Raw genomic sequence first — 19578 nt, 5'->3', positions numbered from 1 at the left:
GTGAAAACAATAAAACGGTTTGCAATGGCCACCCTACGCTATTTTACATGGCCCATGATCTTCACAGTCGTGGGTCTCGCAGCTGCTGTCTGGCTCGGATACGAGATGACCGGCACTTTCGGGGGAATGGTCTCCGTTTTCATCATCTGCGCCGTGCTGAGCGTTCTTGAGATTTCGCTTTCCTTCGATAATGCCATCGTGAATGCGCGCATTCTGCGTGACATGACACCCGAATGGCAGCATCGCTTCCTGACATGGGGCATCATCATCGCCGTTTTCGGCATGCGCATCATTTTCCCGCTGGCCATCGTTGCGGTGGCCATGTGGACGGACCCGATTTCAGCGCTCAAACTCGCCATCTGGCAGCCGAATGAATATGCCCGTGTGATCGCGGAAGCCCATACCGGGATTGCTGCGTTTGGCGGCACGTTCCTGCTGATGGTCGGTATGAAATATTTCTTCGACGTCGAGAAGGATGTGCACTGGATCAAGGCCATCGAAAGCCGCATGTCGAAATTCGCGTCCGTGCAGGGCGTTGAAATCGGCGTTGCCGTCGCGCTGATCCTGTTCTTCTCCTACCAACTGGATGCTGTTCATTCGCACACATTCCTCGTTGCTGGCCTGTTTGGTCTCCTGACCTTTCTGGCAGTCGAAGGGCTGGGCGAAGTGCTGGACGCCACGCAGGAACAGATCGACATGGTCCATCGCGGTGGTCTTGGCGCTTTCATCTATCTGGAAGTGCTTGATGCAAGTTTCTCGTTTGACGGCGTCATCGGCGCTTTCGCGCTGACGACCAACCTCTTCATCATCGCGATCGGCCTTGGCATCGGCGCCTTTTATGTGCGCTCGCTCACCATCATGTTGGTGGAGCGCAAGACGCTCGGCCAATACCGCTATCTGGAACATGGCGCGTTCTATGCCATCCTCGTTCTGGCGGTAGTGATGTATGTGCAGACGCTGGTTCACATACCGGAAGTCATTACCGGCCTCATCGGTGCGGTGCTGATCGGCCTCTCCTTCATGTCGTCGCTGCGCTATAACCGGCTCAATCCGCACTGGCAGGACGACAGCGAAGAGGTCATAGGTCACTAAGCAATGACATCAATGACAAAAAGGGCGGCCTATGCCGCCTTTTTTATTGCCCTGGATGATATGGTTTTCCGGTAGCCGATTTGGCCGAATCGACAGAACCATCGAGGGGAACCCATGATCGTTACTCGCTTGAGCAAGACCGCTTTCGTGGCGGCAATCGCCTTCTTCGCAACCCTGGTCGCTTTCGGTAACATCACCGATTACGGCAGCAATTTCGCCTTCGTCCAGCATGTTCTGATGATGGATACGATCTTTCCCGATGCCACGATCAAATATCGCGCTATCGACAATCCAACCCTGCATCATGCGGGCTATATTCTGATCATCGCGGCTGAAACGCTGACCGCCATCCTGTGCTGGATCGGGGCTTTCGCCATGTTGGGGCGGCTCACGGATCGCGCGGCCAGCTTCAATCGCTCCAAGAAATGGGCCATTGCCGGGCTTTCGCTCGGCTTTCTGGTCTGGCAGGTGGGCTTCATATCGGTGGGCGGCGAGTGGTTCGGCATGTGGATGTCGCAGACGTGGAACGGCATCGAATCGGCCTTCCGCTTCTTCATCACCATCATCGCCGTGCTGATCTATGTGGTCATGCCCGATGGCGAGCTAGAGTAAATGCGCGGCTGAGGCAGGCTCATCGACCAGTTCGACGCCAGCCTGCTTCATCTTCTCCAGCATGGTGCTCATGGAGCCGTTGAGGTCGATGCCACGACAGGCATCGAGCCGCACCCGTACCTGAAAACCTTGTGCTACGGTATCAAGCGCGGAATAGGCAACGCAGAAATCGGTTGCGAGACCCGCAAGCGTCAGCGAACCGATGCCGCGCTCGCGTAAATATCCGGCAAGGCCGGTCGGTGTTTCACGATCGTTTTCGAAGAAGGCTGAATAGCTGTCGATGCCGAAACGGAAGCCTTTGCGAATGACGAGCTGTGCGCGCGTCCATTGCAGGGCAGGGTGAAATTCCGCCCCGCGCGTGCCCTGTACGCAATGATCCGGCCACAGTGTCTGCGGCCCGTAGGACATGTCCACCATATCGAAGGGCGCTTTTCCGGGATGGGTGGAGGCGAAGCTCGAATGACCGGCAGGGTGCCAGTCCTGCGTCAGAATGACGTGTTCGCTTTCCTCGATCAGTCGATTAACGGCGGGCAGAATTTCATCGCCATAAGCAACAGCCAGCGCGCCGCCGGGGCAGAAGTCATTCTGAACATCGACGACAATAAGGGCATGACCGATCATAAGCGCTCCTGCTTCATTTCGAGCTTTGTCATGGCGACTATAATCAGCCCATATCACTGAGACCAGCGAATATGCATGTTCTGGTATAACAGGGATAAGGGTGCTACGGACGGCTTCGATCAAAAACCACACAGGGACGACCATGACAGACGAAATCACGCGCGACAGCAACGGCACGCAATTGAATGACGGCGATTCCGTCACGCTCATCAAAGATCTGAAGGTCAAGGGAACCTCGACCACGCTGAAGCGCGGCACGATGGTCAAGGGCATTCGCCTGACCGGAAATCCCGCCGAAGTCGATTGCAGCACCAAACAGGTCAAGGGTTTGGTGCTGAGAACGGAGTTTCTGAAGAAAGCTTAAGCGTCGATCTCCACGCGACCACGCGGGCGACTGCAACAGGCGAGAATGTAGCCTTCCGCGATTTCATCGTCGCGAATGCCGCCATTGTGGTTCATCTCCGTCTCACCGCCGAGGCATTTCACCTTGCAGGTGCCGCAAATGCCGAATTCGCAGGCGCTCGGTATTTTCAGACCGCCATTGCGGGCGGCAAGCAGGATGGTGTCGTTTTCGGTGCATTCCACTTCGACGCCCGAAAGGCTGAACACCACGCTGGCGGCAGCCACGGCGGGCGCAGCCGGAGCCGCAGCAACTGCGGCAGGTGAGGCGGAGGCAAGTGCGCTCGGCACGGGCACCGACGAGATTTCGCTCGCGGGCTGGAAGCTCTCCTGATGATAATTGGCCATGTTGAAGCCGGATTGTTCCAGCAATCCGCGCACGCCGTTCATGAACGGCTCGGGGCCGCAGCAGAAGACCTTGCGATGCTGGAAATCCGGCGCCAGCAATTCGAGCCGCGCCCGGTCGATACGACCGTGCAGGCCCGGCCAGACATGCCGGGCGGAGGACTGCTCGACAATGAAGGCGAGCCGCATCGCATCCATACGACCGGAAAGCAGTTCCAGTTCCTTGCGGAAAATAATGTCGTCCGGTGTACGGGCGCAATTGATGAATGCTATGTCGGTTCCCGGTGCGCAGTCGAACAGCCAGCGGGTCATGGAAACCATCGGCGTGATGCCGGAACCAGCCGAGATGAACAGGTATTTTTCACTCGGATGATTGGCGAGCGAAAAGTCGCCATTCGGCCCGTAGGCCTTGATCTTCATCGGCGGGCGCAGATTGTCGAGCATCCAGCGGGTGCCGATGCTGTCCTTCTGCGCCTTGACCGTCACCGAAATATGGTAGGGCCGCGACGGCGTGGATGACAGCGTATAGGTTCTGAGCACAGGGCCAAGACCGTCCGCCCGCTCCAGCGGCAGTTCCAGCGTGACGAACTGGCCCGGCGTATAGCGGAACCAGTTGCCTTCTTCGGTCCTGAACGAGAAGGTCATCACATCCGGCGCTTCTTCGATGGCCGAAATGCATTCCAGCATTTGCAGCCTGTCGTTCCACGGCAGCATCTCGTCCAGATATTTCAGAGGCTGCATGGCCTTCTCGCTTCTCAATTCGTATTTCGGTCTATGCCGATCAGGCCACGCGGCTAAGCTTGGCCGTTTCACCGCTGAGGCGCGGCGTCATCGTATTGGTGTACCATTCGAGGAACTGCATCACGCCGCCTTCATGCTCGACCGAATAGGGGCCGGGCTGATAGGCGGGCGAGCGGATGCCGACGGCATTTTCCTCGACGATCTGCCGATCCTGATCATTGGTCTGTATCCACACATGGGTCAGTTCGTCCAGATCATAATCGACGCCTTCAACCGCATCCTTGTGCACCAGCCACTTGGTGGTGACGAGGGTTTCTTCAGCACTGATCGGCAAAACGCGGAACGATATGGCGTGGTCGGCCATCAGGTGGTTCCAGGTGGACGGATAATTGAAGAGCAGCATCGCGCCGATATTGGTGTTGCCTGCAACCTGATCGCTCAGCGGCTTCTTGACGGCGGCCTTGCCCGACATTGTATAGCTTACCGCATCGCGCAGAAGCGGAATGCGGGTGATGCGATGACGACCGTCTTCGGACATTTTGAATTCTGCCGGCAGGCCGGCGCTGGCGCAGTTCTTCCAGAGCTGGTTGATTTCCGGGTCTTCCATCACACCCTGAACGCCGGTCGCCGATGGCGCTTCGGGATAGGTGCGGCAGAGTTCCGGGTGGTTCGCGGCGCAGTGATAGCACTCGCGATTGTTTTCCCAGACCAGCTTCCAGTTGCCCTTTTCGATGATCGAGCTTTCGAAAGCGACCTTGGCGTCCTTGATATTGTGCGGCGCGAGATAGGGTTCGACCAGATTGCGGAAGGCGGTGAAATCGGGGGCTTCGTCGGCGACGCAGATATAGATATAGCCTGCGACCGTCTCGCAATGCACCTGCTTCAAACCATATTCGGCGGGCTTGAAATCCGGGCCAACCTGACGCGCGAAGAGCAAGCGTCCGTCCAGCTCATAGGTCCACTGGTGATAGGGGCAGACGAGCTTCGCCGCCGTGCCTTTCTCGGCAGAGCAGATGCGCGAGCCGCGATGACGGCAGGAATTGTGGAAGGCGCGGATACCGCCCTGCGCATCGCGCACGATGACGACCGGATAGGCGCCAACCTGCACGGTCATGTAGGAGCCGGTCTTCGGCAGCTCGCAATCATGGCCGACAAACAGCCAGTCACGATAGAAGATGTTTTCCAGATCCAGCTTGTAAAAATCCGGATCGGTGTAAAACTTCTGCTCCAGGCTGAAATTGGGGTCGCGCCCGGACAAAAGCCCCAGCATTTCCCCCAGCACTTTATTGCGAACGTCCATCATCACGACCCTTGCTTCATCTTCGTTAGGATCGGCATTTGCTGTTCTCCCAGCGACCTTGGCCTGATCCGGTGTTCCCTTAGCCTTCCAGAAGCCCGGCTTTTGCCGCTACATCAATGGCTTGTTCGTTTCCGTTTCGGATTTCGAACTGGCTTCCGTTGTCATGATTCAATCACTGAAATGTCCTAAACGCGCATTGGGATGCGACATGGATTTCGCGTAAAGACGACACGCCAAAATGTCGCTTTTGCGGCAGGCAGTCAGGACAGCAAATATGCGTGACAGCTGACATGCAAAGCATTTCCGGGATTGCCAACAGGCCGAAAAGATAGTTACCACACGAACCAGACAGAAACTGTTTCATTCCATGGGAGGCCCAGAGGTCATGAAACGCTCAGAAATCAATGATATTATCCGCGAAAGCGATGCGTTTATCCGCTCATTTGGCTATGTCATGCCGCCCTTTGCCTACTGGACTCCGGAAGAGCTGAAGCAGCGAACCGGCAGCGATGCCGCAGCCATCCGCGATGCGCGTCTGGGCTGGGACATTACGGATTACGGTCAGGGCAAGTTCAAGGACCTTGGCCTTTTCCTGTTTACGACACGCAACGGCAATGCCGATGACCTGAAGCGCGGCGGCGGCATGCTTTATGCCGAAAAGATCATGATCTCGCGCGAGAACCAGCTTTCGCCGATGCATCGCCATGTGGTGAAGGCTGAAGATATCATCAATCGCGGTGGCGGCACGCTGGTGCTGGAACTGTTCAATTCGCTGCCGGACGGCAGTGTGGATGAGCATTCCGATGTTACGGTTGCGACCGACGGTCGTCTTGTGACGCAGAAGGCGGGCGCGCATCTGAAACTGTCGCCCGGTGAAAGCGTGACGCTTCTGCCCGGCAACTGGCATGCTTTCTGGGGCGAGGGCGGCGACGTGCTGATTGGTGAAGTTTCGACCGTCAATGACGACCTCACCGATAATATTTTCCGCGAGCCGATTGGCCGCTTTTCGAATATTGAAGAAAACGAAAAGCCGCTGCATCTGCTGGTCTCTGACTACGACAAGTGGCTCTAAGCCAAACTGAAGGACTGAACATATGAAGCTGGCGATGATCGGAACGGGCTATGTGGGTCTAGTTTCGGGCGTGTGTTTTGCCGAATTCGGCTTCCACGTCACCTGCGTCGACAAGAACCCGTCGATCATCGAACGCCTTGAGGCGGGCAAGGTCACGATCTTTGAGCCGGGCCTCGATGAACTTCTGACCCGCAACATTCGTGACGAACGGCTGGATTTCAGCACCGATCTTGCGACAAGCGTGGCCGATGCCGATGTAATCTTCATCGCTGTCGGCACGCCGTCGCGGCGCGGCGACGGCGAGGCGGACCTGCAATATATCGAGGCAGCGGCGGATGAAATCGCGGCAGCGATGAAGCCCGACGCCGTTGTTGTCATCAAGTCCACAGTCGTCGTCGGCACCAATGCGCGTATCCGCGACCGTATTGCCGCAGCACGCCCCGGTGTGCCTTTCTCCATGGTTTCCAATCCGGAATTCCTGCGCGAAGGCTCGGCCATCGAGGATTTCATGCGGCCCGACCGCGTTGTGGTGGGCGTTGAGGACGAGCGCGGCAAGGCTGCGATGCAGCGTCTCTATCGCCCGCTTTATCTGCGCGAGACGCCGATGGTCGTCACCTCGCTCGAAAATGCCGAGATCATCAAGTATGCCGCCAATGCGTTTCTGGCCATGAAGGTCACCTTCATCAATCAGGTGGCGGATTTGTGCGAGAAGACCGGCGGCAATGTGCAGGAAGTCGCGCGCGCCATCGGTATGGATAACCGCATCGGCTCCAAATTCCTCCATGCGGGACCGGGCTTCGGCGGCTCATGCTTTCCGAAGGATACGCGTGCTTTTGCCGCCACCGGCAAGCGTTACGACGCGCCGCAATCGCTGATCGAGGAAGTGATCGCCATCAACGAAACGCGCAAGCAGTCGATGGCGGAGCGGATCGTTTCCGCAGCGAAGGAAAGCGGCGCTGCGACGGTTGCGGTTCTGGGCATCGCGTTCAAGCCGAATACTGACGATATCCGCGAATCTCCGGCCCTGGATATCGTGACCGCGATCCAGAAGGCAGGCATTTCGGTGCGCGCGCACGACCCCGAGGCGATGGAAGCCGCCAAGGCCGTTCTGCCGGATGTGATCTGGTGCAACTCGGCCTATGAGGCAGCGGAAGGGGCTGGCGTGGTGGCGCTTCTGACCGAATGGAACGCCTATCGGGCGCTGGATTTGAAGCGCGTCGCAAAAGCGATGGCTGGCAACGTGCTGATCGATTTGCGCAATGTCTATAAGGCGGAAGACATCGCCGATACTGGCCTCGACTACCGTTCGGTAGGGCGCCAGCTGAAAAGCTGATCTCGGGGCGAGTTATTCGCTCGCCACGATCCGCTTCTTTTCATTGGCGATAAGCCAGAGATTGCGGACATAGACCAGCAGGCCGAAACCCTGTCCAGCAATGAAAACCGGGTCTTTGCGCTGGACCGCATAGATCAGCAGCAATGCGCCGCCGAACAGCGAGAAAAACCAGAACGCCACTGGCATGACACTGCGTTTGGCTTTTTCGGAAGCCAGCCATTGCACGACGAAGCGCATGGTGAAGCAAGCCTGTGCGACGAAGCCGAGCACGATCCAGCCATCCCACTGCGCGATGAAGACTTCGTGCAGCCACTGCGACAGGCTGTTGAAAATATCAGTCATGGGTAATCTCCGTCACGCGCGGCACGACCTTGCGGCGCTTGCGCAGCCACCAGACGCCGTAAAGATCGAGTATGCCACGCAGTCCGCGATCAAGGATGCCGTAATTGGATTTGCCATGGCGGCGTTCGCGGTCAACCACATCCACATGCACGACATCGAAACCTTCGCGCAGCGCCAGCGACGGCAGATAGCGATGCCAGCCGTCGAAGAACGGCAGCTGACGGAACAGGTCGGTATGCAGCGCCTTGAGGCCGCAACCGGAGTCGCGCGTCTTGTCCTTCAGGATCGCGCCACGCAGATTATTGGCGAAGCGGGACGACATTTGCTTCAGCTTGGTATCGGTGCGCTTCAGACGCTGGCCAGCGGCAATGCCATAGCCTTCGCCCGCCTCAACCAGCGCATCGACCAGAACCGGCAGATAGGCCGGGTCGTTCTGGCCGTCGCCATCCATCGTCACCACAATCTTGCCGCGTGCGGCAAAAACACCGGAACGCACTGCAGCACTCTGGCCGGATGAACGGTCATGGCGCAGATGGCGCAGCGGCTTGCCTGCATGGATGCGCCGGGCGATGACGTCGCTGGTCGAATCCGTCGAGCCGTCATCGACGACAATCACTTCATAGGCGCGGCCCTGCATCGCGGAATCCACCTCATCCAGCAGAAAGGCGAGATTGTCCGCCTCATTGCGGCAGGGGATGACCACAGAAATTGTCGGTGTTTCCACGCAGAGTGTTCCTTCGTTCCTTGCGCTATTTTTCAAGCGCAGGCTCCATTTTCATTGTCTGGAGCCCCGATATTCGCGCAAGCCGCGCCAATTTTTGATCAGCATTAGCTTTTCCCGAAACCGGCAATGGCTTTCGGGGCCGATGCTCTAGCACTGAATACCCGGCGAAGCCAAGATGCTTCAAGAAATCGTGAGCCGAGCTCGATACAGAAGATAATAGCCGCTTTTTAACTGGACATGGTTGAAGACGGAAGGGTCTCCACCAGCCAATCCAGAAATTTCTGTGTTACGTCGTCCCGGTTGATCTCATTCAGGCTTTCATGGCGGGTGTCGGGCAGGATCGTGCAGGTGACCCGCGTGAACCCCATGCGCCGCATCCGCTCCGCCAGTCGCGCGACGGCAGTGCCTTTGGCAGTAGCGGGATCTTCGCTGCCGCCGACCAGATGAAAGGGCAGGCTGCGCGGGATGTTGCCGAAGGTGCGATCATCCGCGCCGCGTGCGGTCATGTGCACGAGATCGAGCCACAGCGATACAGTCGCATCGAAGCCGCAAAGCGGATCGGCGACATAGGCATCGACCTCCGCCGGATCGCGCGACAGCCAGTCGAAGGGCGTGCGATGGCCGGGGATGGAGCGGCCCCATGCACGAAAGGTCAGCTTCGGTAGCAGGCTGCTCGGAACATCCGACCCTTTCAGCATGCGCTCCATATAAAGAAGAGCGGCAGCGGCTTTGGCTTCAAGGCCGCCGTCGAAATTGGCATTCCAGATCGCAGCGGCATCCACCGTGTCGGCATGGTCCAGCACATAGTTCAGCGCGATCAGGCCGCCCATCGAATGGCCGAACAGCACCACCGGCAATCCGGGGTGCTCAAGATGAATGTGGCGGTTCAGCGCCAGAACATCCTCGATCGCCACATCATGGCCTTGCTTTTGTGAAAACATTCCTCTCGGTGCATGGGCGCCGATATTCACGCCGTGTCCACGGTGGTCGTGCGCATAGACATGATAGCCAGCCTGTGCCAGCGCGTCTGCGAACCGCCGATAGCGCGCGGAATGTTCCGCAAGCCCGTGGCAGATTTGAACGACCGCGCGTGGTGCGTCGGCAAGCGCGTTTCGAAACGGCAGTTGCGTCGCGTCGGACAAGGAGAGGTGATGGACGGTTTCAAACGACATTTCACCATCTGATTTTATGCCGCGCAAATAGTCAATTCCCCGGTTGGGCACGATATTAAAAGAGGCATGACAACGTTGTATGAGGGAATTTTAGGCAAAAGCTTTTTTTGTGCAAATTCTGCTTGAAATGCGGAAAAAGCTGGGCAAATCTAGCTTCAACGGGGAAATACAGGGGCTTTGACGGTTATAAAAGGCGTCATTTAGAGAATTTCAAGCCATCATTTGCAGGCCGTCCGATGAAAGGGAGGAAACTTTCGCGGACGGTGGCCAGAGGGGAAACCGGGTGACGGAAATATCCGCGCCCGGTTTCATTCTTTTAAGCTCAATTTTTGAAGCGTGTGCTGCCGGGGGCCATGCCTCAATCGGCATATTTGTTTTGCGTGATGGCGTTTGCGTCCGCTCACTATTTGGCCTACATACGCGTCAGCAATTTCCGCGCGGCTCGGCTTCGTTTGGACCGCCCGCGCTTTCCAACCAGTGGAGACGACGCGCTTTATGGCACGCCAATTCATCTATCATATGTCCGGGCTGAACAAGGCCTACGGCGCCAAGAAGGTTATCGAAAACCTTCACCTGTCATTCTATCCCGATGCGAAGATCGGTATTCTCGGCCCCAACGGTGCCGGTAAGTCGACCATCCTCAAGATCATGGCCGGTCTCGACAAGGAATATACCGGCGAAGCCTGGCTCGCAGACGGCGCCACTTGCGGCTATCTCGCGCAGGAACCGCATCTCGACCCGGACAAGACCGTCCTCGGCAATGTGATGGAAGGTGTGGCTGCGAAGACAGCCATTCTCGACCGTTACAACGAGTTGATGATGAACTATTCTGATGAAACCGCCGACGAAGGTGCGGCGCTTCAGGATATCATCGACAGCCAGAACCTCTGGGATCTGGAAAGCCAGGTTGAAATGGCAATGGAAGCGCTGCGCTGCCCGCCAGCCGACGCCGATGTTACCAAGCTTTCGGGTGGTGAACGTCGCCGTGTTGCGCTTTGCAAGCTGCTGCTGTCGAAGCCTGACTTGCTGCTGCTCGACGAACCGACCAACCACCTTGACGCTGAAACCACCGCATGGCTGGAAAAGCATCTGCGCGAATATCAGGGCGCTGTCCTGCTCATCACGCATGATCGCTACTTCCTCGACAATGTAACCGGCTGGATTCTCGAACTCGATCGCGGTCGCGGCATTCCTTACGAAGGCAATTACTCGGCTTATCTCGAAGCCAAGGCCAAGCGTATGATTCAGGAAGGACGTGAAGAAGATTCGCGTCAGAAAGCGCTTGAGCGCGAACGCCAGTGGATTGCGGCAAGCCCGAAAGCTCGACAGGCCAAATCGAAAGCCCGTATCAAGGCTTATGATCAGCTGGTCGAAGCTGCGGAAAACCAGCGTCCGGGCGATGCCCAGATTCTGATCCCGGCAGGCGAGCGTCTCGGTCAGGTGGTTATTGAAGCGGAAGGTCTGACAAAGTCGTTTGGCGATCGCATGCTGATCGAAAACCTGACCTTCAAGCTGCCTCCCGGTGGCATTGTTGGTGTTATCGGCCCGAACGGTGCCGGTAAGTCGACGCTGTTCAAGATGATCACCGGTCAGGAAAAGCCGGATTCCGGTTCGATCCGCATCGGCGACACGGTTCATCTCGGTTACGTCGATCAGAGCCGCGATCACCTCGATCCGAACAAGAATGTCTGGGAAGAAATTTCCGGTGGCAACGACATCATCAAGCTCGGCAAGTTTGAAATGAACTCGCGCGCTTATTGCGGTGCGTTCAACTTCAAGGGTGGCGATCAGCAGGCTAAGGTCGGCAATCTGTCTGGTGGTCAGCGCAACCGCGTGCATCTTGCCAAGATGCTGCAGGCAGGCGGCAACGTTCTGCTGCTCGACGAACCGACCAACGATCTTGATACGGAAACGCTGGCAGCGCTCGAAGACGCGCTTGAAAAATACGCTGGTTGCGCCGTTATCATCTCCCACGATCGTATGTTCCTCGATCGTCTGGCAACGCATATTCTCGCTTTCGAAGGCGACAGCCATGTCGAATGGTTCGAAGGCAATTTCGAGGATTATGAAGCGGATAAGGTCCGTCGTCTCGGACCGGAAAGCGTCAACCCGAAGCGGGTGACGTATAAGCCGCTGACAAGGTAATGATTTTAAGGCCGGTGCATCGCACCGGCCTTTTCATTTGATGAAAGGAAAGACGATGAAAGACTGGTCCGCAAAACAGTATCTGAAATTCGAAGATGAACGCAGCCGCCCGGCGCGCGATCTTCTGGCGCAGATACCTCTGGCAACTCCACGCAAGGTGGTGGATATCGGCTGCGGACCCGGCAATTCAACCGAGCTTCTGGTCGAGCGCTGGCCGGACGCGCAGATTTCGGGCTTCGACACCTCGCCGGATATGATCGACAAGGCGAAGGCGCGTTTGCCGGATGTCGAGTTCTTCATCAGCAATGCCGCCAGTTTCGAGCCGGACGCCGAAACGGACGTGCTGTTTTCCAATGCCGTCTTTCAATGGCTGCCAGACCATATCGAGCAATTGCAGCGGCTTTTGTCCTTGATGCAACCCGGCGCATTTCTGGCGATCCAGATGCCCGACAATATGGGCGAGCAAACCCATATCGGGATGCGCGAGGTTGCCAAGACTGCGCCTTTTGCAGCCAAGATCGGCACGACGGGCAGGGGGCCTTTGCCGCCGGTCGCGACTTATTACGACGCTTTCGCTGGCGATGCGGCGCGGATTGATATCTGGCACACGATCTATAATCACCCGCTGGCGGGCGTGGATGCCATCGTGGAGTGGGTCAAGGGCACGGGTCTCAGGCCATTCCTCGACCCGCTGGATGCGGACGAGCAGGCGGCCTATCTTGCAGCCTATAGGGAGCGCATCACCCCGCACTATCCGACGACTCGCGACGGCAAGGTGCTGCTTCGATTCCCGCGTATTTTCATGCTCGTCCAGAAGCGATAATCATGCCGAAACCGGCCACTACACGGGGATGTGATTGACGCTCGCCGGGGCAGCGGTCGGGCGCATTTATAATTTTTCCAATTATTTCAAAGAACTGCGACGGATGATGGCAGGTGGATCGCCATCGTCCGCCTTGCTATTGGTTACAAGTCAATAGATTGCATGCAAATGATTTTGCTCCTATGGTCTGATCGCATTCTGGAACCGATGCTAATTTAGTAAGTTAGCAGGCATCCTTATAACGCTGCGCTTCATCCAAAATTTTCGCTGTCGTTCGATGTGGGTAACAGAATCCGCTTTTGGGAGTTTTCAACATGAGCAATGCAAATACGCATGTCGATGCCAATGGCGAGTTCGAAGCGGCGCATGACGCCCACGATACACGCCGTCGCGTCTATGCGATTGTGGCCAGCGCCTCGGGCAATCTGGTCGAATGGTATGATTTCTATGTTTATTCGTTTGGTGCGCTTTACTTCGCGTCGCAGTTTTTCCCGGCCGAGGATCAGACCAGCCAGCTTTTGAATGCAGCTGCGATTTTCGCGGCCGGCTTTCTGATGCGCCCGATTGGCGGCTGGTTGTTCGGTCGTATCGCCGACAAGCTGGGTCGCCGCACATCGATGCTGATTTCCGTCACCATGATGTGCTTCGGCTCGTTTGCCATCGCCATCCTGCCGACCTATGCATCGATTGGCGTGCTGGCGCCGGTGCTGTTGCTGATCGTGCGTCTGTTGCAGGGCCTTTCGGTCGGTGGCGAATATGGCACCACGGCAACCTATATGAGTGAAGTTGCGCTTGCAGGCCGTCGCGGCTTCTTCTCGTCGTTTCAATATGTCACGCTGATCGGTGGCCAGCTTCTGGCCGTGCTGGTGATCGTGCTTCTCCAGTTCTTGCTGACGTCTGAACAGCTTCACGCCTGGGGCTGGCGCATCCCGTTTGCAATTGGTGGTCTCGCGGCCATCGTGGCGCTCTTTTTGCGCCGCACGCTGCATGAAACGACCACGGAAGAAACCCGCAACAGCAAGGCTGCCGGCAGCTTCGCCACCATCTGGAAGCATCATCGCAAGGCGTTTCTGGTTGTTGTCGGCTTCACGGCAGGCGGTTCGCTCGCCTTCTATACGTTCACAACCTATATGCAGAAATATCTGGTCAATACGGCCGGCATGAGCAAGGAAACCGCCAGCGAAACCATGACCTTCGTGCTGCTGGCCTATATGCTCATGCAGCCGCTATTCGGCGCCTTGTCCGACAAGCTCGGCCGCAAGACCATGATGATCGGCTTTGGCGGCATCTCGATCTTGACCACGATCCCGTTGATGACATTGATTGGCTCGGTGCAGAGCTCGACCATGGCTTTCATCTATATCGTGATCGCGCTGGCCGTGGTGAGCATGTACACCTCCATCAGCGGCATCGTGAAAGCCGAGCTTTTCCCGGCGGAAGTGCGCGCCCTTGGCGTCGGTTTTTCCTACGCCATCGCCAATGCGATCTTTGGCGGCACGGCGGAATATGTCGCGCTGTGGTTCAAACAGCAGGGCATGGAAAGCGGCTTCTTCTGGTACGTGACCATCATGATGGTCATCGTGTTTGCGGTCAGCATCTTCATGCCGAACCCGCGTAAGCACGGTTATCTGCAGGGGCATGGGTCCGTCGATTAAACGGGCCGAGGTTCTCTAGGATCAAGACGCCGCCTCCGGGCGGCGTTTTTACATCTCCACGGCTTCGTCGTCTTCCGGCGACAGAAGCCGTGTCGCGCGCCATTCCGTCAGCTTTGAGTTGATCGCGTCTAGCACAAAGAAGCGCGCGGAATCCTTGTCATATCCGTCATCGCGCAGCGTATCATAATCCGTATGGGCGTGGCGCACATGCGCCACGGTGGCAAGCCAGACCGCCGTGGACGGCGGCAGCGTCTTCATATGCGGGGCGAGAGCCGCCGCTCTGATCGGTTCCGAATCCGAATAGGGAACTGCCGGAAGCAGCAATGTGAGCGATTTGGCGATTGCCTTTTGACGCGTTGTGCCCGCACGCATGGCGCTTTCCTTTCCCGCACTCGCTGTGAACGAATCCCCAGTTCCCTTTCATTCTGCCATGAAAAGCACTTGCATAGGAATGCCTTTCCATATAAACATATCTTTATATGTTTTTGAGCGCAGCCAAGGTTGTGCCGCAACGGAAGAGCTGAGGACATGGCCGGTTTGCAATTGCAACTCGATCAGATGGTGGATGTGTTGAAGGCGGTGGCAGAGCCAAGCCGTCTGCGCATTCTGGCGCTTCTGGCGCGGGGCGACCTGACAGTTTCCGATCTGACGACAATTCTCGGCCAGTCGCAGCCGCGTGTATCGCGCCATCTCAAGCTGTTGGGCGAAGCCGATCTCATCGACCGCTATCAGGAAGGGGCATGGGCCTATTTCCGGCTGGCGGATAATGCGATCAGCGGCGATCTGGCACGTGGTTTGCTGGCGCGGCTCGACCGCTCTGATGCGCTGGTCGAGCGCGATCAGGAGCGGCTTTCGCAGGTCAAATCCAGCCGTCAGGAAAAAGCCGCGGCCTATTTCAGCGCCAATGCTGGCAGCTGGGGCGAAATCCGCAAGCTGCATGTTTCCGAGAATGCGGTCGAAACCGCCCTCAAGAAGATCGTCGGTGAAAAGCCGTTTCAGGCCATGCTCGATGTCGGGACCGGCACCGGGCGCCTGCTGGAGCTTTTCGCGCCGCTTTATGCGCGCGGTCTCGGCATCGATATCAATCGCGACATGCTGGCGGTGGCACGGGCCAATCTCGATCTTGCCGCCATCGGCAATGCTCAGGTGCGCCAAGGCGATGTTTATGCCCTGCCGGTCGAACGCGAAAGCTTCGATCTGGTGACGATCCATCAGGTGCTGCACTTTCTGGACGATCCGCTTTCGGCAATCCGTGAAGGCGCGCGTGCGCTGCGCCCGGACGGTCGCTTGCTGATTGTCGATTTTGCGCCGCATACGCTCGAATTCCTGCGCGAAGACCACGCGCATTTGCGCCTTGGCTTCAGCGACGAGCAGATGCTGAGCTGGATGAAGGAAGCGGGCCTTGAGCCTGAAAAGACGCTGGAATTAAGCCCGAAAGGCGCAAGCGGCGATGAGGGGCTGACCGTCAAGCTTTGGCTTGCACGTGATCCGCGTCTTCTCATTGCCGCTCCGGCAACGAATGAATCAAGCATGACGGAGACAGTGTGATGGGTTTTTATGGTCTTTCCCGCCGACCGGATGTCGGCCAGACCACCCGGGTATCGTTCGAATTCTTTCCGCCCAAATCGGAAGAAATGGAACAGCGCCTTTGGGAAACGGTCACACGGCTGGCACCGCTGCAACCGGAATTCGTCTCCGTGACCTATGGCGCGGGCGGTTCCACGCGTGAGCGTACGATACGGACGGTGGCGCGAATCCTGAAAGAAACCGACATCAAACCTGCGGCGCATCTGACCTGTGTGGATGCAACACGTGAGGAAGTCGACCGCGTGGTGCGCGAGTTCGCCGATCTTGGCGTGAACCGCTTCGTGGCCCTGCGCGGTGATCCGGCAGCGGGGATTGGTGAAAAATATGTGCCGACAACCGGTGGTTATCTGAACGGTGCCGATCTGGTCGGCGGCCTGCGTCAGATTGCGGATTTCGACATTTCGGTTTCCGCCTATCCGGAAAAGCATCCGGAAAGCCCGGATTTCGCGACCGATATCGACATGCTGAAGCGCAAGGTCGATGCTGGCGCCACCCGCGCCATCACGCAGTTCTTCTTCGAGAACGATCTTTATGAGCGTTATGTCGAGCGCGTGCGCCGGGCGGGGATTTATATCCCGATCGTTCCGGGTGTTCTGCCGGTGCATAATTTCAAGCAGGTCAAGAATTTCTGCGCCCGTTCCGCGACGCATATTCCGGCCTGGCTGGCAGAGCGTTTCGACGGGCTGGAAAACGACCCGCAGACGCATCAGCTCGTGGCTGCGGCCATCGCCGCCGAACAGGTGATGGATCTGATCGAGCGCGGTGTGCAGGACTTCCATTTCTATACGATGAACCGCGCCGATCTGCCCTATGCGATCTGCCATATGATTGGCATTCGCCCGAAGACGGAAGCGGTGCTGGAGCCTGCCTGAAAATAAAGAAAGCCCGCCGAAATGGCGGGCTTTCTGTTTCTTGCGAGACCGGTCTATCCTCGAAACCCGTGTCGCCGTAATGGTCTGATGCGTCTGCTTTACGGTATGACGCCTGCTATCAACGCTGCAACAAATGCAAATGCTGCACAGATCATGAGGACATTCAAAGATCGTGTCAGTCCCATCGGTCTGTCTCCTTCATATGCGCCAGACAAGCGTCCGGTGCGCGCTGGTAGAGACTGGAATCTAAGCGCAAAAAGCCGAGAACAAAAGAAGATTTCGTGCTGCAACCTGGCGTGATTGCGAAAAAAACCTTCTGTTTACCACCTAAGTTATTGAAATTTTTAACCTGAAAAATCTGTTCACATTTCATGAAAAAGACACAGAACTGACAGGATTTACAGGGAAATAGCCACAATTCCCACAATCCGCTCCTACAATGCGCCTATGCGAAATCCCGCTTTTTATCAGCGGATCAAAGCCAGATAGGCGGAGAGTGTTACCACCGAAATTACCGTCGAATAGAGAATGACGTTGGAGGTGATGGCCGCCTCGCGCCGGTAATGTTCGGCGAGCATGAAAGGGCCGGTGCCTGTCGGCAAGGCGGCGAGAAGGGCGGCACTTTCCGCCATCAGCGGCGGCAATCCGAAGACATACACCGCGAGCAGCCATGTGGTGAGCGGCTGGACGATCAGCTTGATCGACACGAGGAATGCAATGGCGTTGACGCTTTCGCGTTCGACCTTGCGCGATTGCGCGAGGAACAGGCCAAGCGCCACGAGCGCGCAGGGCGATGCTGCGCCGCCGAGCATTTTCAGGAAAGTTTCGGCAGGGGCAGGGATCGTCAGCCCGAGGAAAGAGAAAATCGCGCCAAGCGCCGGAGCAAAAAGCAGCGGATTGCGGATAAGCGAGCGGACGACTTTCCAGACGAGATGAAACGGCTTCTTCTCGGTTTGCAGGCCGATCTCGATCAGCACGATTGCAAAGGCGAAAGTCACGCAAACGGTGATGATGATGGAAATGGTGGTTGCGGCCAGAACGCCGGAACCGAAAGCGATCATCGACAGCGGAATGCCCATATAGCCGGTATTGGGATAGGCGGCATTGAGGCCGTCCAGCGCGGTGTCGGCAAGCGGCAGCTTTCCGCGCAGCCGCACCAGAAAGGGCAGGACGAAGGCGACGGCGCTGCTCAAGAGGAAGACGGCGATGAAGCCCGGTTGCCAGAGTTCGCTGCCATGGGTGTTGGCCATAATGTCGAACAGCAGCGCAGGCAGCGCCAGATAAACCACGAAGCGGTTCAGCTCTGCTATGGCGTGCGGTCCCAGTATTTTCAGCTTGAACGCCCCCCAGCCGGAAAAAATCAGCGCAAATACGGGCAGGACGACGATCAGGGTGGTGAGCATGAGGCAGGCATTCGCAGTCAGGGTGTCGGAAAGGAAAAGGCGCGGGGATTAGCCCGCGCCTTCATTGTGTGACTCAGAGCTTGTCCAGCAGCTCCTGGGTTGGCCAGGAATCGGCCGGCATGCCAAGCCGCATCTGTTCGGCGCGCACGGCATCGCGGGTCAGGAGACCGTAAACGCCGTCGATCTTCGCGCCCATATCATAGCCGCGCGCCTGAAGCTTGGTTTGCAGCTCCTTCATCTGATCCTGCGTCAGACCCGGAATTGGATTGCCGGGATCGAATGCAGGTGCACCCGCGAGGCGGGTCGCAAAATAGGCTGCGGTTGTGGCGTAGACGATGGATTTGTTCCATTCGACGAAGACGTCGAAATTCGCATAGGACAGGAAGGCCGGGCCCTTGCGGCCCAGCGGCAGCAGCAGCGAAGCATCGCCGTCATCCGGCCCAAGCGGACCCTTCAGGCCGGTCACTCCCTGCGCGGCCCACCAGGAGTGCGGCTTGCGGTTGGTGCGGATGGCTTCTTCCCAAGGCAAATCCTTGGTGATGCGCACTTCTTCCAGCCACGGCTGGCCGCGTTTCCAGCCAAGTTCCGAAATCATGCGACCGGCGGTCATCATGGCGTCGGGAACGCTGTTCTTCAGATCGACCTTGCCGTCACCGTCGCCATCGACGCCGCGCTCCAGATAATCCTTGGGCAGAAGCTGCATCATGCCGATTTCGCCAGCCCATGCGCCGGTCGTGCTCGCATCGACAACGCCCGTGTCGAACAGCTTGAGCAGCGCGATCAACTGCGGACGGAAAAGGTCCGGGCGGCGACAGTCGTAGGAAAGGGTAACAAGCGCATTCAGCGTGTCGAAATCGCCCTGAATCGCGCCGTAGTCGGTTTCAAGGCCCCAGAAGGCAGCGAGAACGGGACCCGGCACGCCATAGGTGTCTTCGACTTTCTTGAAGACATCGGCATATTTAACCAGATTTTCCTGGCCTTTTTTCAGGCGCGCTTCGGAGATGAGGCGCTTGGAAAATTCGGTGAAGGTCAGGTTGAAGACGGTCTGCTTGCGATCCCGGTCGAGCACCTTCTGCTCAAGCGAGGCCTTGTGCAGCTCGCTGATACCCTTGTCGCCGACGCCAGCTTCACGCGCTTCCTTGGCCAGATTTTCGACCCACTGGCCGAGATCGGTTTCGCATTCGGGCTTGGGCATGTTTACGGCAGTTTCAGCCGGAGCCGCAGGTGCCGGAGACGCACTTGCGGTCTGCGCATGCGACACAGCGGTCGAAGCGAGCAGGGCGGCTGTCATGATGGAAGCAACAAACTTCATCGGTAACTCACACTATTTTGCAGGGCAC

19 protein-coding genes are annotated in these 19578 nt (G+C 57.5%); 10 read left to right on the top strand and 9 right to left on the bottom strand.

Annotated features, from left to right (window positions below):
* Nucleotides 1-24 precede the first annotated feature (24 nt).
* Nucleotides 25-1092, top strand: coding sequence for a DUF475 domain-containing protein (locus D8666_RS04455; RefSeq protein WP_109369444.1), 1068 nt, complete (start codon nucleotides 25-27; stop codon nucleotides 1090-1092).
* Nucleotides 1093-1206: 114 nt separating this feature from the next.
* On the top strand, nucleotides 1207-1704 hold the full coding sequence (locus D8666_RS04450; protein WP_121536438.1) for a DUF2165 family protein: 498 nt from the start codon (nucleotides 1207-1209) through the stop codon (nucleotides 1702-1704).
* On the opposite strand, the gene pncA is transcribed toward D8666_RS04450, so the two are convergent.
* The gene (gene pncA, locus D8666_RS04445; RefSeq protein ID WP_121536436.1) at nucleotides 1696-2325 is read right to left on the bottom strand and encodes a bifunctional nicotinamidase/pyrazinamidase; all 630 of its coding nucleotides are present in this window, start codon (nucleotides 2323-2325) and stop codon (nucleotides 1696-1698) included. The two genes, D8666_RS04450 and pncA, sit on opposite strands and share 9 nt — an antisense overlap.
* A gap of 142 nt (nucleotides 2326-2467) precedes the next feature.
* Between pncA and D8666_RS04440 the strand changes: the two genes are divergently transcribed.
* Nucleotides 2468-2689, top strand: a complete 222-nt coding sequence (locus D8666_RS04440; RefSeq protein ID WP_121536434.1) for an alkylphosphonate utilization protein — start codon at nucleotides 2468-2470, stop codon at nucleotides 2687-2689.
* On the opposite strand, the gene D8666_RS04435 is transcribed toward D8666_RS04440, so the two are convergent.
* Together D8666_RS04435 and D8666_RS04430 are read right to left on the bottom strand one after the other, a co-directional pair.
* Nucleotides 2686-3810, bottom strand: a complete 1125-nt coding sequence (locus D8666_RS04435; RefSeq protein ID WP_121536432.1) for an FAD-binding oxidoreductase — start codon at nucleotides 3808-3810, stop codon at nucleotides 2686-2688. The genes D8666_RS04440 and D8666_RS04435 overlap by 4 nt on opposite strands.
* A 40-nt stretch (nucleotides 3811-3850) precedes the next feature.
* Nucleotides 3851-5110 carry an aromatic ring-hydroxylating oxygenase subunit alpha gene (locus tag D8666_RS04430; protein ID WP_121536628.1) on the bottom strand — a complete coding sequence of 420 codons (1260 nt, stop codon included), beginning with the start codon at nucleotides 5108-5110 and terminating at the stop codon, nucleotides 3851-3853.
* Between the two features lie 385 nt (nucleotides 5111-5495).
* Between D8666_RS04430 and D8666_RS04425 the strand changes: the two genes are divergently transcribed.
* On the top strand, nucleotides 5496-6182 hold the full coding sequence (locus D8666_RS04425) for a D-lyxose/D-mannose family sugar isomerase (protein ID WP_109369439.1): 687 nt from the start codon (nucleotides 5496-5498) through the stop codon (nucleotides 6180-6182).
* A gap of 22 nt (nucleotides 6183-6204) precedes the next feature.
* On the top strand, nucleotides 6205-7515 hold the full coding sequence (locus tag D8666_RS04420; protein WP_121536430.1) for a UDP-glucose dehydrogenase family protein: 1311 nt from the start codon (nucleotides 6205-6207) through the stop codon (nucleotides 7513-7515).
* Nucleotides 7516-7527: 12 nt separating this feature from the next.
* Here D8666_RS04420 and D8666_RS04415 read toward each other — a convergent pair whose 3' ends face one another.
* The 3 genes from D8666_RS04415 to D8666_RS04405 form a co-directional block, all read right to left on the bottom strand.
* Entirely contained in the window at nucleotides 7528-7857 is a 330-nt protein-coding gene (locus D8666_RS04415) for a lipid-A-disaccharide synthase N-terminal domain-containing protein (RefSeq protein ID WP_109369437.1), read from the bottom strand.
* Nucleotides 7850-8581, bottom strand: coding sequence for a glycosyltransferase family 2 protein (locus D8666_RS04410; RefSeq protein ID WP_121536428.1), 732 nt, complete (start codon nucleotides 8579-8581; stop codon nucleotides 7850-7852). The genes D8666_RS04415 and D8666_RS04410 overlap by 8 nt, the downstream gene beginning before the upstream one ends.
* 227 nt (nucleotides 8582-8808) lie before the next feature.
* The gene (locus tag D8666_RS04405; RefSeq protein ID WP_121536426.1) at nucleotides 8809-9753 is read right to left on the bottom strand and encodes an alpha/beta fold hydrolase; all 945 of its coding nucleotides are present in this window, start codon (nucleotides 9751-9753) and stop codon (nucleotides 8809-8811) included.
* Between the two features lie 495 nt (nucleotides 9754-10248).
* Between D8666_RS04405 and ettA the strand changes: the two genes are divergently transcribed.
* The 3 genes from ettA (at nucleotide 10249) to D8666_RS04385 (ending at nucleotide 14376) form a co-directional block, all read left to right on the top strand.
* A complete protein-coding gene (gene ettA / locus D8666_RS04395) occupies nucleotides 10249-11898 on the top strand; it encodes an energy-dependent translational throttle protein EttA (protein ID WP_121536424.1) in 1650 nt (549 codons plus the stop codon).
* A gap of 55 nt (nucleotides 11899-11953) precedes the next feature.
* Nucleotides 11954-12721: a trans-aconitate 2-methyltransferase gene (gene tam, locus D8666_RS04390; RefSeq protein WP_121536422.1), complete on the top strand. Its 768-nt coding sequence runs from the start codon at nucleotides 11954-11956 to the stop codon at nucleotides 12719-12721.
* Between the two features lie 314 nt (nucleotides 12722-13035).
* Nucleotides 13036-14376, top strand: a complete 1341-nt coding sequence (locus D8666_RS04385; RefSeq protein ID WP_109369432.1) for an MFS family transporter — start codon at nucleotides 13036-13038, stop codon at nucleotides 14374-14376.
* A 48-nt stretch (nucleotides 14377-14424) separates the two neighbouring features.
* Here the strand turns inward: D8666_RS04385 and D8666_RS04380 are convergent, their stop codons facing one another.
* On the bottom strand, nucleotides 14425-14748 hold the full coding sequence (locus D8666_RS04380) for a DUF2293 domain-containing protein (RefSeq protein ID WP_109369431.1): 324 nt from the start codon (nucleotides 14746-14748) through the stop codon (nucleotides 14425-14427).
* 156 nt (nucleotides 14749-14904) lie between these two features.
* Between D8666_RS04380 and D8666_RS04375 the strand changes: the two genes are divergently transcribed.
* Nucleotides 14905-15924, top strand: coding sequence for an ArsR/SmtB family transcription factor (locus tag D8666_RS04375; protein ID WP_121536420.1), 1020 nt, complete (start codon nucleotides 14905-14907; stop codon nucleotides 15922-15924).
* Nucleotides 15924-16835, top strand: coding sequence for a methylenetetrahydrofolate reductase [NAD(P)H] (metF, locus tag D8666_RS04370; RefSeq protein ID WP_121536418.1), 912 nt, complete (start codon nucleotides 15924-15926; stop codon nucleotides 16833-16835). The genes D8666_RS04375 and metF overlap by 1 nt, the downstream gene beginning before the upstream one ends.
* A 467-nt stretch (nucleotides 16836-17302) precedes the next feature.
* Here the strand turns inward: metF and D8666_RS04365 are convergent, their stop codons facing one another.
* Together D8666_RS04365 and D8666_RS04360 are read right to left on the bottom strand one after the other, a co-directional pair.
* A complete protein-coding gene (locus D8666_RS04365) occupies nucleotides 17303-18238 on the bottom strand; it encodes an AEC family transporter (RefSeq protein WP_121536416.1) in 936 nt (311 codons plus the stop codon).
* A gap of 73 nt (nucleotides 18239-18311) precedes the next feature.
* A complete protein-coding gene (locus tag D8666_RS04360) occupies nucleotides 18312-19550 on the bottom strand; it encodes a lytic murein transglycosylase (protein ID WP_109369427.1) in 1239 nt (412 codons plus the stop codon).
* Between the last annotated feature and the right edge of the window lie 28 nt (nucleotides 19551-19578).

The sequence above is a fragment of the Ochrobactrum soli genome (genome assembly GCF_003664555.1).
GTDB lineage: Bacteria > Pseudomonadota > Alphaproteobacteria > Rhizobiales > Rhizobiaceae > Brucella > Brucella teleogrylli.
This window is presented reverse-complemented; position numbering and strand designations above follow the sequence as displayed.

What these genes read in the sequence shown, in the direction of transcription:
- D8666_RS04375 (WP_121536420.1), top strand. Translation starts at nt 14,905, where the DNA reads ATGGCCGGTTTGCAATTGCAACTCGATCAGATGGTGGATGTGTTGAAG.
- metF (WP_121536418.1), top strand. Translation starts at nt 15,924, where the DNA reads ATGGGTTTTTATGGTCTTTCCCGCCGACCGGATGTCGGCCAGACCACC.
- D8666_RS04425 (WP_109369439.1), top strand. Translation starts at nt 5,496, where the DNA reads ATGAAACGCTCAGAAATCAATGATATTATCCGCGAAAGCGATGCGTTT.
- D8666_RS04435 (WP_121536432.1), bottom strand. Translation starts at nt 3,810, where the DNA reads ATGCAGCCTCTGAAATATCTGGACGAGATGCTGCCGTGGAACGACAGG.
- D8666_RS04360 (WP_109369427.1), bottom strand. Translation starts at nt 19,550, where the DNA reads ATGAAGTTTGTTGCTTCCATCATGACAGCCGCCCTGCTCGCTTCGACC.
- D8666_RS04455 (WP_109369444.1), top strand. Translation starts at nt 25, where the DNA reads ATGGCCACCCTACGCTATTTTACATGGCCCATGATCTTCACAGTCGTG.
- pncA (WP_121536436.1), bottom strand. Translation starts at nt 2,325, where the DNA reads ATGATCGGTCATGCCCTTATTGTCGTCGATGTTCAGAATGACTTCTGC.
- tam (WP_121536422.1), top strand. Translation starts at nt 11,954, where the DNA reads ATGAAAGACTGGTCCGCAAAACAGTATCTGAAATTCGAAGATGAACGC.
- ettA (WP_121536424.1), top strand. Translation starts at nt 10,249, where the DNA reads ATGGCACGCCAATTCATCTATCATATGTCCGGGCTGAACAAGGCCTAC.
- D8666_RS04415 (WP_109369437.1), bottom strand. Translation starts at nt 7,857, where the DNA reads ATGACTGATATTTTCAACAGCCTGTCGCAGTGGCTGCACGAAGTCTTC.
- D8666_RS04420 (WP_121536430.1), top strand. Translation starts at nt 6,205, where the DNA reads ATGAAGCTGGCGATGATCGGAACGGGCTATGTGGGTCTAGTTTCGGGC.
- D8666_RS04365 (WP_121536416.1), bottom strand. Translation starts at nt 18,238, where the DNA reads ATGCTCACCACCCTGATCGTCGTCCTGCCCGTATTTGCGCTGATTTTT.
- D8666_RS04405 (WP_121536426.1), bottom strand. Translation starts at nt 9,753, where the DNA reads ATGTCGTTTGAAACCGTCCATCACCTCTCCTTGTCCGACGCGACGCAA.
- D8666_RS04440 (WP_121536434.1), top strand. Translation starts at nt 2,468, where the DNA reads ATGACAGACGAAATCACGCGCGACAGCAACGGCACGCAATTGAATGAC.
- D8666_RS04450 (WP_121536438.1), top strand. Translation starts at nt 1,207, where the DNA reads ATGATCGTTACTCGCTTGAGCAAGACCGCTTTCGTGGCGGCAATCGCC.
- D8666_RS04385 (WP_109369432.1), top strand. Translation starts at nt 13,036, where the DNA reads ATGAGCAATGCAAATACGCATGTCGATGCCAATGGCGAGTTCGAAGCG.
- D8666_RS04380 (WP_109369431.1), bottom strand. Translation starts at nt 14,748, where the DNA reads ATGCGTGCGGGCACAACGCGTCAAAAGGCAATCGCCAAATCGCTCACA.
- D8666_RS04430 (WP_121536628.1), bottom strand. Translation starts at nt 5,110, where the DNA reads ATGGACGTTCGCAATAAAGTGCTGGGGGAAATGCTGGGGCTTTTGTCC.